Source organism: Pseudomonas japonica, assembly GCF_900188455.1.
GTDB classification, from domain to species: Bacteria; Pseudomonadota; Gammaproteobacteria; order Pseudomonadales; family Pseudomonadaceae; genus Aquipseudomonas; species Aquipseudomonas japonica.
Genome location: NZ_FZOL01000001.1, coordinates 139109 through 151965, shown reverse-complemented (window position 1 = coordinate 151965; position 12857 = coordinate 139109). Strand labels below are relative to the sequence as shown.

Below are 12857 nucleotides of genomic sequence, written 5' to 3'. Positions count from 1 at the left end.
CTAAAAACGCAAACGCGCCCTGGGGTGCCTCCGGATTCCGGAAGCGCCCCAGGGCGCGCGTTCAACTACCAGAAATTACTGCGTGATCAGTGCACGTCCTTCCAGTATTCGCGCTTGAGCAGGTAGGCGAATACGAAGAAGAAGGCCAGGTACAGCAGTACATAGGTACCGATGCGTTGGCTTTCCAGCTTGACCGGGTTGGCCGAGTAGGCCAGGAAGGTCACCAGATTCTTGACCTTCTCGTCGAACTGCTCTTCGTTCAGGGTACCGGATTTCGGCACGATGGTCAGCTGGTCACAGGCTTCGTGAGTCAACGGAGCACCGGTCAGCGGGTCGAATTGCTTCTTGCCATCGGCAACAGTCTGGATCTGCTTGCAACCCACGACCTGACGACCCTGCAGTCCCACCAGCACGTTCGGCATGCCGACGTTGGGGAAGATCTTGTTGTTCACACCCCATGGACGCGCCGGATCCTCATAGAAGCCGCGCAGGTAGCTGTACAGCCAGTCGGTACCACGAACCCGGGCGACCAGCGTCAGATCCGGTGGCGCGGCACCGAACCAGACCTTGGCGTCGGCCGGCTGCATGCCGGTGTTCATGTGGTCGCCGATCTTGGCGCCGGTAAAGACCAGTTTTTCCAGCATCAGCTCGTGAGGGATGCCCAGGTCATCGGCAACACGCTCATAACGCTGGAACTTGGCACCGTGACAACCCATGCAATAGTTGGCGAAAGTACGCGCACCATCCTGCATGGCAGCCTTGTCGGTCAGGTCGATATCAACCTTGTCCAGTTCCGGGCCGTGCTCACTGGCGGCGAAGGTCAGCGCGGGCATCACTGCCAGAATCAATACTGCAAATAGCTTTTTCATCAGCCAGTCACCCTTTCCGGAACCGGTTTGGTCTTCTCAAGCCTGGTGTAGAACGGCATCAGAATGAAGTAGGCGAAATACAGGAAGGTACATACCTGCGAGAGCAACGTGCGACCCGGGGTCGGCGCCAGAACACCGAGCACGCCCAGGATCACGAACGAGATGCAGAACACCACCAACCAGATCTTGCTCAGCCAGCCCTTGTAGCGCATCGAACGCACCGGACTGCGATCCAGCCACGGCAGGACGAACAGCACCGCGATCGCCGCGCCCATGGCGATGACGCCCAAGAGCTTGTCCGGAACGGCCCGCAGAATTGCGTAGAACGGCGTGAAGTACCAGACCGGTGCGATGTGCTCGGGGGTCTTGAAGGCGTTGGCCTGCTCGAAGTTGGGCTTCTCGAGGAAATAGCCACCCATTTCCGGGAAGAAGAACACCACGGCACAGAACACGAAGAGGAAGACCACTACGCCAACGATGTCTTTCAGCGTGTAGTAGGGGTGAAACGGAATGCCGTCGAGGGGAATGCCGTTTTCATCCTTTTTCTTCTTGATATCGACCCCGTCAGGGTTGTTCGAGCCCACCTCATGCAGCGCCAGGATGTGCAGGACCACCAGGCCGAGGATGACGATCGGCAGTGCGACCACATGCAAGGCGAAGAAGCGGTTCAGGGTGATGCCGGAAATCAGGTAGTCACCACGGATCCACTGGGTCAGGTCATCGCCGATCACCGGGATGGCACCGAACAGCGAGATGATCACCTGGGCACCCCAGTAGGACATCTGGCCCCATGGCAGCAGATAGCCCATGAACGCTTCGGCCATCAGCGCCAGGTAGATCAGCATGCCGAAGATCCACACCAGTTCGCGCGGCTTCTGGTAGGAACCGTAGAGCAGCCCGCGGAACATGTGCAGGTAGACGACGATGAAGAACGCCGACGCGCCGGTGGAGTGCAGATAGCGAAGAATCCAGCCGTACTCGACGTCACGCATGATGTACTCGACCGAGGCGAATGCCTCTTCGGCCGAGGGGGTGAAGCTCATGGTCAGCCAGACACCGGTAACGATCTGGTTGACCAGCACCAGCAGCGCCAGGGAACCGAAGAAATACAGGAAGTTGAAGTTCTTCGGTGCGTAATACTTGCTCAGGTGATCTTCCCACATCTTGGTGGCGGGGAAGCGGGCGTCAACCCATTCCATGAACTTGCTCATCACGCTTTCTCCTGATCGACGCCGACGATGATGATGTCATCCGACTCGTACGAATGCGGCGGCACCGGCAGATTGAGCGGTGCGGGCTGGGACTTGTAGACGCGGCCAGCAAGGTCGTAGTGGGAACCGTGGCAAGGGCAGAAATAACCACCAACCCATTTCGGACCGAGATCGACGGGAGCGACTTCAGGACGGAACGTCGGCGAGCAACCGAGATGGGTGCAGAGGCCGACGAGAACCAGAATCTCTGGCTTGATCGAGCGATTCGACGGATCGACGTAAGTTGGCTGAACCGAGGCCTTGGACTCGGGATCGGAGAGATCTCCGGTAATCTTCTTCAAATTACCCAGGATTTCCTCGGTACGACGGACGATGAAAACCGGCTGACCACGCCACTCGGCCACCAACTGCTGCCCAGGCTCGACCTTGGCAATATTGACCTTCACCGGTGCACCGGCAGCTTTCGCCTTGGCACTGGGGAACCATGACCCTACGAACGGGACCGCAGCCCCCACCGCTCCCGCGGCACCCACAACAGATGTGGCTGCAACCAGGAAGCGACGCCGGCCTGCATTGACGCCGTCATTGCTCATTCAGTCCTCTCCCATCAGCTTTGTGGCCTGTTGAAACAGGCATCTACTAAGTAATTTCTGAAGCGCTAAAAATTTGCCGCATGGTAAAGAAAAGACCCATGTCTGACAAGGTTATTACCCTGGCCAAAGGCCTGTATCCCGCGCTAGCCTTGATCTGCGTCTATGCGGCAAGTTGTCACACGAATGGCCAGCCCTCCTTATTCAAGACATAAAAAAAGCCCGGTTCCACTTGGAACCGGGCTTTTTTTGAAACTCTGAGCGAATTAACGCTTGGAGTATTGTGGACGCTTACGTGCTTTACGCAGACCCACTTTCTTACGCTCGACTTCACGAGCGTCGCGGGTGACGTAGCCAGCACGGCGCAGAGCGCCACGCAGGGACTCGTCGTAGTCCATCAGAGCGCGGGTGATGCCGTGACGGATCGCACCGGCCTGACCGCTGACACCACCACCGATGACGGTGACGTAGATGTCGAACTTCTGGGTGGTCTCGGTCAGTTCCAGCGGCTGGCGAACGACCATGCGCGCGGTTTCACGACCGAAGAACACGTCCAGAGAACGGTTGTTGATGGAGATGTTGCCAGTGCCCGGACGCAGGAAAACGCGAGCGGTTGCAGTCTTGCGACGGCCAGTGCCGTAATTTTGAGTCGCCGACATAATGAACTATTCCGTTAAATCTTCAGTTCTTGGGGCTGCTGAGCAGTATGAGGGTGAGTAGCGCCCGCATAGACTTTCAGCTTACGGTACATGTCGCGACCCAGCGGGTTCTTCGGCAGCATGCCTTTAACCGCGGTCTCGATCACGCGCTCAGGGGCCTTGGCAATCAGCTTCTCGAAGTTGATTTCCTTGATACCGCCCGGGAAGCCGGAGTGGGAGTAGTACATTTTGTCCGAAGTCTTGGCACCAGTGACACGTACCTGCTCGGCGTTGATCACGACGATGTAGTCGCCGGTGTCAACGTGAGGGGTGTACTCTGGCTTGTGCTTGCCACGCAGACGGCTCGCGATTTCAGTGGCCAGACGACCCAGGGTCTGACCAGCAGCGTCAACGACGAACCAGTCGCGTTTTACTGTTTCCGGTTTAGCAGTAAAAGTTTTCATTCTTTAATAAGCCTCAGAGGCCGCCCAGCGAAAATAAGACGGCGAATCTTACTGAATAGTGCTTACTTTGACAAGGTCAAAGGCAGCCGGCTACGAACGCTTTCGGGGGCTCGGGTCAGCGCGTCCAGTACTCGGCGGGGGTTCTTTTTCAGCGGCGGGGCATCACTTCCACCGTAGAAAGAGACGGCGGATTATCCGGATTACCGGAGAAATATCAAGCTGATTTTCTGGATCTTTTCCCGCAGCAAGTCCTGACGTGACCCGGAACACGCCCGCCGTACCGCTCAGGGACACGAAGCTGGACACAATCGCCAAAAAATAAGACGATCCCGCCGGTGATTGACCACTCTCCCCTATAAGAATAACGAACATGATGTTTACCCAACCCAACGTGCCCCTGCGGCGCGTCAGCATCCTCGCCATCGACACGGTATTCGCCTCGACCCTGATGCAGGCCAAGGACTTCTTCCATCTGGCCAGCCTGCGCTATGCCAGGCAACTGGGCCTGAACCTGCAGCCCATGTTCGAGACCCGCCTGGTCAGCCCCGATGGCGAACCGGTGCGCAGTTTCAGCGATGTCCTGGTCCCCGTGGACAGCGGTCTGGAAGATGCCGATGTGATCGTTCTCCCGGCGTTCTGGGAAGATTTCTCCACGTTGTGCGAGCGTTACCCCCAGGTCCTGCACTGGTTGCGCCAGCAGCATGCCCGCGGCGCGGTGCTCTGCGGCGAGGCCAGCGGCGTGTTCTGGCTGGCCGAGGCCGGGCTTCTGGACGGCAAGGAAGCGACCACCTACTGGCGCTTCTTCAATCAATTCGCCGAGCGCTTCCCCAAGGTCAACCTGAACCAGGACAAGCACCTCACCGATGCCGACAACCTGTTCTGCGCCGCCGGTACCACCTCGGCCTGCGATCTCTACATCTACCTGATCGAGCGCTTCTGCGGAGCCAATGTCGCCCAGGCCGTGGCCCGTGACATCCTCTATGAAGTGCAGCGCAACTACACCCCGGGGCGCATGGGCTTCGGCGGGCAGAAGCTGCACCAGGACGTGATCATCCTGCAGATCCAGCACTGGCTCGAAGAGCATTTCGCCGACAAGTTCCGCTTCGAGGATGTCGCACGCAATCACGGCATGAGCATTCGCAACTTCATGCGGCGCTTCCAGAGCGCCACTGGCGACAAGCCGCTGCACTACCTGCAGCGGCTGCGCATCGAAACGGCGAAGGGACTGCTCTCCGGCACGCGCAAAAGCATCAAGACCATCAGCTACGAAGTCGGCTACGACGATGCCAGCTTCTTCGCACGGTTGTTCAGGCAGCATACTGCGCTGTCACCGAACCAGTATCGGCAGCAGTTCATGCAGGAAGCCTGATCGTCGTGCACTGAATATCGAGGCTGACAGAAAAACCCATGGGAGCTGGCTGGCCTCATCGCTGGCAAGCCAGCTCCCACAGGGTCGGAGTCAAGCTGTCGATAGCGCTTAAGGCTTGTGCGCCCGCGCGAGGAACTCGTGGGACTGCATCTCCAGCAGACGGCTGAGGGTGCGCTGGAATTCGAAGGTCAAGCGACCGCCGGTGTACAGGTCCTTGAGTTCGACCTCGGCCGAGATGATCAGCTTGACGTTGCGGTCGTAGAACTCGTCGACCATGTTGATGAAGCGCCGCGCGATGTCGTCGGTCGCCACGCCCATCTGCTCCACACCGCTCAGCAACACGGCATGGAAGATCTTGCCCAGCTCGATGTAGTCGTTCTGGCTGCGCGGGCCGTCGCACAATTCGCGGAAGTCGAACCAGGCCACGTCGTCGCAGGTACGCAGGGCGCGGATCTCGCGGTTCTCGATGATCAACACATCGTTTTCCAGTGCCTGGGTGCATTCCGGCGTCAGGGCGCGGAAACTCTTGCGCAGGCTTTCATGGGCGGCTTCATCCAGCGGGAAGTGGAACAGTTCCGCCTGTTCCAGGTGGCGCAGACGATAGTCGACGCCACTGTCGACGTTGACGATCTCGGTGTTCTGCTTGATCAGCGCGATGGCCGGCAGGAAGCGCGCCCGCTGCAGGCCATCCTTGTACAGGCCGTCCGGAACGATGTTGGACGTCGCCACCAGGGTCACACCGTTCTTGAACAGTTCTTCCATGAGGGTGCCGAGGATCATCGCATCGGTGATGTCGGACACGAAGAATTCGTCGAAGCAGATGACCCGCGACTCATCGGCGAAACGCTTGGCGATGAGCGTCAGCGGGTTCTTCTCGCCCTTGAGGCCCTTCATCTCCTCATGCACGCGCTTCATGAAGCGGTGGAAGTGGGTGCGCGACTTTTCCTTGAACGGCAGCGCCTCGAAGAAGGTATCGACCAGGTAGGTCTTGCCCCGGCCTACTCCACCCCAGAAATACAGACCCTTGACCGGCGCCTGCTCTTTCTTGCCGAACAGCTTGCCGAATACCCCCGGCTTGTTGTTCTGCGCCGCGAGCAGATCATCGTACAGGCGCTGCAGATGGCGCACCGCCGTTTCCTGCGCCGCGTCATGGAAGAAGTCGGGACGTTTCAGATCTGCTTGATATCGTTCTAGGGGCGTCATAATTCGTTAGCAAGGCAACAAAAGCGGGCCGTCACTGTAGCGACGGCCCTGGGTAATGGCAATCAGACTTCCGATAAGCCGTCAGTCCTGTTGAGGCGCCAGGGCGGCACGCAGGGCCTCGATGGCGGCGTCGCGAGCGATGGCGTCGGCGAACTGCGGGCCTTCGGCGACAGACTCGCCCTCCAGCCACAGGCTGAAGCCCAGGCCTTCGGCGCGCACGTCGAGTTCGTCACCCTGCTGCAGTTGCTTGGTCACCGCACCGGCAGCCTTGCCGTCGGCGAAACTGCGCGACAGCAGCAGTTGTTCGCCGTCGGCACCCAGCAGGCGGAAACGGAAGCTGCCGTCGTCGTCGCGGAAGCTGACGAAGCGTGCGGCTTTCGCGGCCTTCTTCTTCACTTCGGCCGGGCCCTGGGTGATGGTGCGGAAGGAACGCAGGCCCACCGCTTCGCGCAGTTGTTCGAGGAACGGCGTGGCAACCTTGCGGGCTTTCTGCGCGCCGGCCAGGAGGATGTCTTCCAGGTCCGCCGGACGGGCAATCAGTTGCTGGTAGCGCTCGCGGGACTCGGCCAACTGGCCATCGAGCAACTGGAACAGCTTCTGCTTCGCTTCGCCCCAGCCCAGGCCCTGCAGCAGTTCGTCGCGGAACTCCGCCGACTGCTCAGACGTGGAGAAGGCCTGGTACAGGGTGAACAGGTGCGAGTTGTCCGGATCCTTGGCCTCGCCCGGCGCACGGGAGTCGGTGACGATGCGCGAGATCGTGTCCTTCATTTCCTTCGCACTGCTGAACAGCGGGATGGTGTTGTCGTAGCTCTTGGACATCTTGCGCCCGTCCAGGCCCGGCAAGGTGGCCACGCTCTCTTCGATCACCACTTCCGGCAGGACGAAGAAGTCCTTGCCGTTGCCGAACAGGTGGTTGAAGCGCTGGCCGATGTCCCGCGCCATCTCCACGTGCTGGATCTGGTCGCGGCCGACCGGAACCTTGTGCGCGTTGAACATCAGGATGTCCGCGGCCATCAGCACCGGATAGCTGTACAGCCCCATGGTCACGCCGGCATCCGGGTCTTCGCCGTTTTCCAGGTTCTTGTCCACCGAGGCCTTGTAGGCGTGGGCGCGGTTGAGCAGGCCCTTGGCGCTGACGCAGGTGAGCAGCCAGGTCAGTTCGGGGATCTCGGGGATGTCGGACTGGCGATAGAAGGTCACCTTTTCCCAGTCCAGGCCACCGGCCAGCCAGGTCGCGGCGATTTCCAGGCGCGAACGCTGGATGCGCTGCGGGTCATCGCACTTGATCAGCGCGTGGTAGTCGGCGAGGAAATAGAAGGAGTCGGCACCCGGCTGGCGGCTGGCGAGAATCGCCGGGCGAATGGCACCGGCGTAGTTGCCCAGGTGCGGGGTGCCGGTGGTGGTGATACCGGTGAGGATGCGCGTAGTCATGGGTAATCGCTTATCAGGCTTGGCTCAGTTCGAAAGACGCGGCAGTACCAGATCCTTGAGGTCGGTCAGCTTGCCATGAAAAAAGTGTCCGCATTCTGCCACTTTCAACAGCTCATGGGGGCGCGGCAGTGCGGCGGACCAGTCATAGACGGTCTGCGGCTCGATCACTTCGTCGGCATCCGGCTGGATGATGGTCAGCGGCGCGTTGCGCGGAGCGGCCTCGGTGGCGTTCAGACGCCTGACCGCCGGCGCGACCATGAACAGATGCTTCAACGTCACACCCTGGCTTTCGAGACGGCCACCGAGCGCCGCGGCGACGAAACCGCCGAACGAGAAACCGAGCAGGGTCAGGGGCAGTTCGGGATGCTTGTCCCGCAGCCAGGCCGCGGCGGCCTGGGCATCGTCAACCTCGCCGGTCCCCATGTCGTGACTACCGGCGCTGGCGCCAACACCGCGGTAGTTGAAGCGCAGAGTGATCAGGCCGGCGTCCCGCGCGGTGCGTTGCAACGTCGACACCACCTTGTTGAGCATGGTCCCGCCCTGCACCGGGTTGGGGTGACAGATCAGCACCACGCCGTGGGCATCGGGCACTTCCTGATAGAGGGCTTCCAGTTGACCGACCGGGCCGTCGATGAATGCAGGGATTTCGCGGGTAAGCAAGGAATTAAACTCCGTGACCCCGGCAAGGGTCGACTCGTCTAGCTGAATGATTCTGTTCTGAGATATTTGCGATGCTTCGCGGTATACAGCGCAGGTCCGAGCCGTTAACGTAAAGCAAAGCCGTTTATAGAGGAAGGACTCGTGGAACTCTCGCTCTTAGTTTGGTTGTTGCCGACCCTGGCCCTGGCAGTGGGTGTCGTCGTTGGTTTCCTGGTTGCCCGCCTCCTGCCCAACGCCGCGCCGAGCAGCACCCAGCGGCAACTGGACGATATCCAAGAACGCTTCGACAGCTACCAGAACGAAGTGGTGACCCACTTCAACAGCACCGCGGCTCTGGTCAAGAAGCTCACGCAAAGCTACCAGGAAGTGCAGGATCATCTGGCCGATGGCGCCAACCGCCTGGCCCTGGACGACCTGACCCGTCAGCGCCTGCTGGCCGCCCTGCACTCCGACGCGGCGCAAGGCCCGCGCGATCGCCTGACCCCGCCACGGGACACCGAAGTGCCACGCGACTACGCGCCGAAAACGCCGAATACGCCCGGCATGCTCGACGAGAGCTACGGCCTGAAACGCTGATTGGCAACAACGAAAAGGGGCGCCTCCATGGCGCCCCTTTTCGTTTCCGGCGTTTATCGTTCAGGCACAGGCCTTGAGCGCCTGACGAACATCGGCGATCAGGTCGTCGATATCCTCGAGCCCCACCGAGAGCCGTACCAGGCCTTCGGAGATCCCGTAGCGCGCCCGCTCCTGCGGGGTGTAGCTGGAATGGGTCATGCTCGCCGGATGCTGTGCCAGGGACTCGGCATCGCCCAGGCTCACCGCCCGCGAGAACAATTGCAGCGCGTTCATGAAGCGCCGCCCCGCGGCGATCCCGCCCTTCAACTCGAACGCCAGCATGCCACCCGGCAATGCCATCTGTTTCTTCGCCAGGGCGTACTGCGGGAACGACGGCAACCCCGGGTAATGCAGCACCTCGACCTCCGCCTGTTTCTTCAGGAACTCCGCCAGCGCCTGGGCATTGGCGCAGTGACGCTCCATGCGCAGATTGAGGGTCTTCAGTCCGCGCATCAGCAACGCGGCATCGTGCGGAGACAGCACCGCACCGGTCATGTCCTTCAAGCCTTCCAGACGAATCCGCCCCACCAGGTCTCGGGCGCCGATCACCAGCCCTGCGGTGATATCGCCGTGCCCGCTGAGATACTTGGTCGCCGAGTGCACCACCAGATCCGCGCCCAGCTCCAGCGGCCGCTGCAGGTACGGCGTGCAATAGGTGTTGTCCACCACCAGCGTCGCGCCGTGCCGACGCGCGATCTTCGCCACCCCGGCGATATCCGCCAGATGCATGTTGGGGTTGGCTGGCGACTCGAAATAGATCAGCCGCGTCGCTGGCGAAATCGCTGCCTCCACCGCCTTGAGGTCGGCCATGTCGACATGCTTGAGCTTGACCCCGAATTCGCCGATGCCGTGGTGCAGGAAGGCGAAGGTGCAACCGTACAGCGTGCTGCCGAGCAGCACCTCATCACCGGGGCGCAGCAGCGTCCACAGCGTGGCGGTGATGGCGCCCATGCCCGAGGCCAGGGCCAGGGCCGCCTCGCCGCCTTCCAGCGAAGCCATGCGGCTTTCCAGCAACGCCAGCGTGGGATTGGAAATTCGGCTGTAGAAATGTCCGGCCTCTTCGCCGGCAAAGCAGGCCGCACCGTATTCGACGGTAGGAAAGGCGAACGTGGCCGTCTGGTAGATCGGCGGCACCAGTGCCCCTCCGTGAGCCTGCGGATCGTAGCCATGGTGAATGGCACGAGTGGCGAATCCCTGGGTCTTGCTGGAGCCGCTCATGGCGATGCCCTCTTGTTGGATTGCCATAAGCTTATGCCAGCGATCAGCTAATATTTTTCCAAATGTGACCACTACTCCGGGGCTTTCCGAGCATGAAATTCCACGATCCGCTGAAGACAGGGCAAATCTTGCCCAACGCCCTCGACCGCACCGACCGCGCCCTGCTCGGCGCCCTGCAGGACAACGCGCGGCTGACCATCTCCGAACTGGCCGACAGTGTCGCCCTGACCACCTCGCCCTGCTGGCGCCGGGTCAAGCTGCTCGAGGAAAGCGGCTACATCACCGGCTACCAGGCAATCCTCTCGCCCAAGGCCCTTGGCTTCGGCGTGACTGCCTTCGTCAGCATCATGATGGACTCCCACACCAAGGAGATGGCGCGCGCCTTCGAGCGACGCCTGATGGAGATTCCCGAGATCGTCGCCTGCCACAATATTTCAGGACGTTACGACTTTCTCCTCGAAGTGCTGGCCCGCGACCTGGAATCCTTCGGCGAATTCGCCCGGGAAACCCTGCAATCGCTGCCAGGGGTGAAGGAGATCTATTCGAGTTTTTCCTACAAGGCGGTGAAAGAGAAACGGGTGATTCCGGTGTCGGAAAAGCACATCTGAGCCCGCTCTTCGGACAAGAAAAAACCCGCGATGGCCTTCACCATCGCGGGTTCTTTCCTGTCAGCCCGGACGCTTAGATAGCGCCACGCTCACGCAGCACATCCAGGACCAGCTTCACACCCTCTTCCACGCTGGTGGACTGGGTGTCGATGACCAGGTCGGCATCCTGCGGCACATCGTACGGGAAGCTTTCGCCCGGGATGTTGTCGCCACCGGCGGCGTACAGGCCTTGCGGGTCACGCTCGCGGCAGGCCAGCGGCGAAGCCTGGACGTAAACGGTGACCAGACGCTCCTTGCCGATCAGCGCCCTGGCCTGCTCGCGGCCTTCGGCATCCGGGGCGACGAAAGCGGCCAGGGTGAGCATGCCGGCTTCGTTGAACTGGCGCGCCACGTGGGCGGCACGGCGCCAGTTCTCGGTGCGACCGGCACGGTCCTGCGGCAGGCCTTTGTTCAGGTCATGGCGCAGGTTCTGGCCGTCGAGGACGTAGACCGCACGGCCCATGTCGAACAGCTTGCGCTCGACGGCATAGGCCAGGGTGCTCTTGCCAGCGCCGGACAGGCCGCTGAACAGCACGGTGGCCGGTTGCTGGCCGAAGCGCAGGGCACGCTCCTCGGTGGATACGTGGGCCTGCTTGCCATGCTGACCGGTGCTGCCGTGCGGCAGAACCGGTGGCGCGATGATCATGCCGGCGCCAACGGTGCCGTTGGTCAGGCGGTCGATGACGATGAAGGCGCCGGTGGTGCGGTTGCTGTCGTAACCGTCCAGGGCGATCGAGGCGTCCAGGGCGACTTTCACCCGGCCAATCTCGTTCAGTTGCAGCGCGCTGGCGGCGCCCTGCTCCAGGGTGTTCACATCGACCTTGTGGGTGATGCTGGCGATCGAGCCCGGCACATAGCTGGTGGCGCGCTTGATGTCGTATTTCTTGCCCGGCAGCATCGGCTCTTCGGCCATCCACACGAGCATGGCGTCGAACTGGTCGGTCACCGGCGGCACGTTGTCGGCGTGGACCAGCAGGTCGCCACGGGAGATGTCGATCTCGTCTTCCATGGTCAGGGTCACGGCCTGGCCGGGACCGGCGTTTTCCAGCTCGCCCTCGTAGGTGACGATGGACTTGACCCGGCTGCTCTTGCCCGACGGCAGCACGACGATCTCGTCACCCTTGTGCACCAGGCCGCTGGCGATGGTGCCGGCGAAGCCGCGGAAGTTCAGGTTCGGACGGTTGACGTACTGCACCGGGAAACGCAGGTCGGTGAAGTTGCGGTCGGCGGCGACTTCGACGGTCTCGAGGATTTCCATCAGCGCAGGGCCGGTGTACCACGGCGAACGCTCGCTGCGGTTGACCACGTTGTCGCCCTTGAGCGCCGACATCGGCACGAAGTGCAGGCTGCTCGGCTTGAGGTCGATGCCCTCGGCGAACTTCAGGTAGTCGGCCTTGATCGACTCGAAGACCTGCTCGTCGAAGTTCTTCAGGTCCATCTTGTTGACGGCGACGACGATGTGCTTGATCCCCAGCAGCGAGGCGATGTAGCTGTGCCGGCGGGTCTGGGTCTGCACGCCGTAGCGGGCGTCGACGAGAATGATCGCCAGGTCGCAGGTGGACGCACCGGTGGCCATGTTGCGGGTGTACTGCTCGTGGCCCGGGGTGTCGGCGATGATGAACTTGCGCTTGGCGGTGGAGAAGTAGCGGTAGGCGACATCGATGGTGATGCCCTGCTCACGCTCGGCCTGCAGGCCGTCGACCAGCAGCGCCAGGTCGACTTCCTCGCCGGTGGTGCCGACTTTCTTCGAATCGCGGGTGATGGCCTCGAGGTGGTCCTCGTAGATCATCTTCGAGTCGTGCAGCAGGCGCCCGATCAGGGTGCTCTTGCCATCGTCGACGTTGCCGCAGGTCAGGAAACGCAGGAGTTCCTTGCGCTCGTGCTGGGCCAGGTAGGCGAGGATGTCCTCGCTGATCAGATCAGATTGGTGCGACATGGAGTA

Annotated in this window: 13 protein-coding genes; 3 read left to right on the top strand and 10 right to left on the bottom strand. The window is 61.4% G+C overall.

From position 1 onward, the window contains the following. Positions 1-86 precede the first annotated feature (86 nt). The 5 genes from CHB99_RS00650 to rplM form a co-directional block, all read right to left on the bottom strand. Entirely contained in the window at positions 87-869 is a 783-nt protein-coding gene (locus CHB99_RS00650) for a cytochrome c1 (RefSeq protein WP_042122957.1), read from the bottom strand. Then, the gene (locus CHB99_RS00645) at positions 869-2080 is read right to left on the bottom strand and encodes a cytochrome b (protein ID WP_042122956.1); all 1212 of its coding nucleotides are present in this window, start codon (positions 2078-2080) and stop codon (positions 869-871) included. Before CHB99_RS00645 ends, CHB99_RS00650 begins: the two co-directional genes overlap by 1 nt. Beyond that, positions 2080-2673 (bottom strand): ubiquinol-cytochrome c reductase iron-sulfur subunit, encoded by a 594-nt coding sequence (gene petA, locus CHB99_RS00640; RefSeq protein ID WP_042122955.1) that lies wholly within the window; start codon positions 2671-2673, stop codon positions 2080-2082. The genes CHB99_RS00645 and petA overlap by 1 nt, the downstream gene beginning before the upstream one ends. A gap of 263 nt (positions 2674-2936) precedes the next feature. Further along, on the bottom strand, positions 2937-3329 hold the full coding sequence (gene rpsI, locus CHB99_RS00635; protein ID WP_042122954.1) for a 30S ribosomal protein S9: 393 nt from the start codon (positions 3327-3329) through the stop codon (positions 2937-2939). Between the two features lie 14 nt (positions 3330-3343). Next, positions 3344-3772, bottom strand: a complete 429-nt coding sequence (gene rplM, locus CHB99_RS00630; protein WP_009404632.1) for a 50S ribosomal protein L13 — start codon at positions 3770-3772, stop codon at positions 3344-3346. A gap of 472 nt (positions 3773-4244) precedes the next feature. On the opposite strand from rplM, the gene CHB99_RS00625 reads away from it, so the two are divergent. Continuing rightward, positions 4245-5141: a GlxA family transcriptional regulator gene (locus tag CHB99_RS00625; protein ID WP_170946352.1), complete on the top strand. Its 897-nt coding sequence runs from the start codon at positions 4245-4247 to the stop codon at positions 5139-5141. 108 nt (positions 5142-5249) lie between these two features. Here the strand turns inward: CHB99_RS00625 and zapE are convergent, their stop codons facing one another. The 3 genes from zapE to CHB99_RS00610 all read right to left on the bottom strand — a co-directional run bounded on the left by zapE (position 5250) and on the right by CHB99_RS00610 (position 8435). After that, the gene (gene zapE, locus CHB99_RS00620; protein ID WP_042122953.1) at positions 5250-6344 is read right to left on the bottom strand and encodes a cell division protein ZapE; all 1095 of its coding nucleotides are present in this window, start codon (positions 6342-6344) and stop codon (positions 5250-5252) included. A gap of 81 nt (positions 6345-6425) precedes the next feature. Beyond that, positions 6426-7775, bottom strand: a complete 1350-nt coding sequence (locus CHB99_RS00615) for a tryptophan--tRNA ligase (RefSeq protein WP_042122952.1) — start codon at positions 7773-7775, stop codon at positions 6426-6428. Between the two features lie 24 nt (positions 7776-7799). Next, positions 7800-8435 carry an alpha/beta hydrolase gene (locus CHB99_RS00610; RefSeq protein ID WP_042122951.1) on the bottom strand — a complete coding sequence of 212 codons (636 nt, stop codon included), beginning with the start codon at positions 8433-8435 and terminating at the stop codon, positions 7800-7802. Positions 8436-8576: 141 nt separating this feature from the next. Between CHB99_RS00610 and CHB99_RS00605 the strand changes: the two genes are divergently transcribed. Next, positions 8577-9011: a Z-ring associated ZapG family protein gene (locus tag CHB99_RS00605; protein WP_042122950.1), complete on the top strand. Its 435-nt coding sequence runs from the start codon at positions 8577-8579 to the stop codon at positions 9009-9011. Positions 9012-9071: 60 nt separating this feature from the next. Here the strand turns inward: CHB99_RS00605 and CHB99_RS00600 are convergent, their stop codons facing one another. Continuing rightward, positions 9072-10268 carry a methionine gamma-lyase gene (locus CHB99_RS00600; protein WP_042122949.1) on the bottom strand — a complete coding sequence of 399 codons (1197 nt, stop codon included), beginning with the start codon at positions 10266-10268 and terminating at the stop codon, positions 9072-9074. Positions 10269-10396: 128 nt separating this feature from the next. On the opposite strand from CHB99_RS00600, the gene CHB99_RS00595 reads away from it, so the two are divergent. After that, positions 10397-10876: an Lrp/AsnC family transcriptional regulator gene (locus CHB99_RS00595; protein ID WP_042123020.1), complete on the top strand. Its 480-nt coding sequence runs from the start codon at positions 10397-10399 to the stop codon at positions 10874-10876. Positions 10877-10949: 73 nt separating this feature from the next. On the opposite strand, the gene cysN is transcribed toward CHB99_RS00595, so the two are convergent. Further along, positions 10950-12851, bottom strand: coding sequence for a sulfate adenylyltransferase subunit CysN (gene cysN, locus CHB99_RS00590; RefSeq protein WP_042122948.1), 1902 nt, complete (start codon positions 12849-12851; stop codon positions 10950-10952). Positions 12852-12857 lie beyond the last annotated feature (6 nt).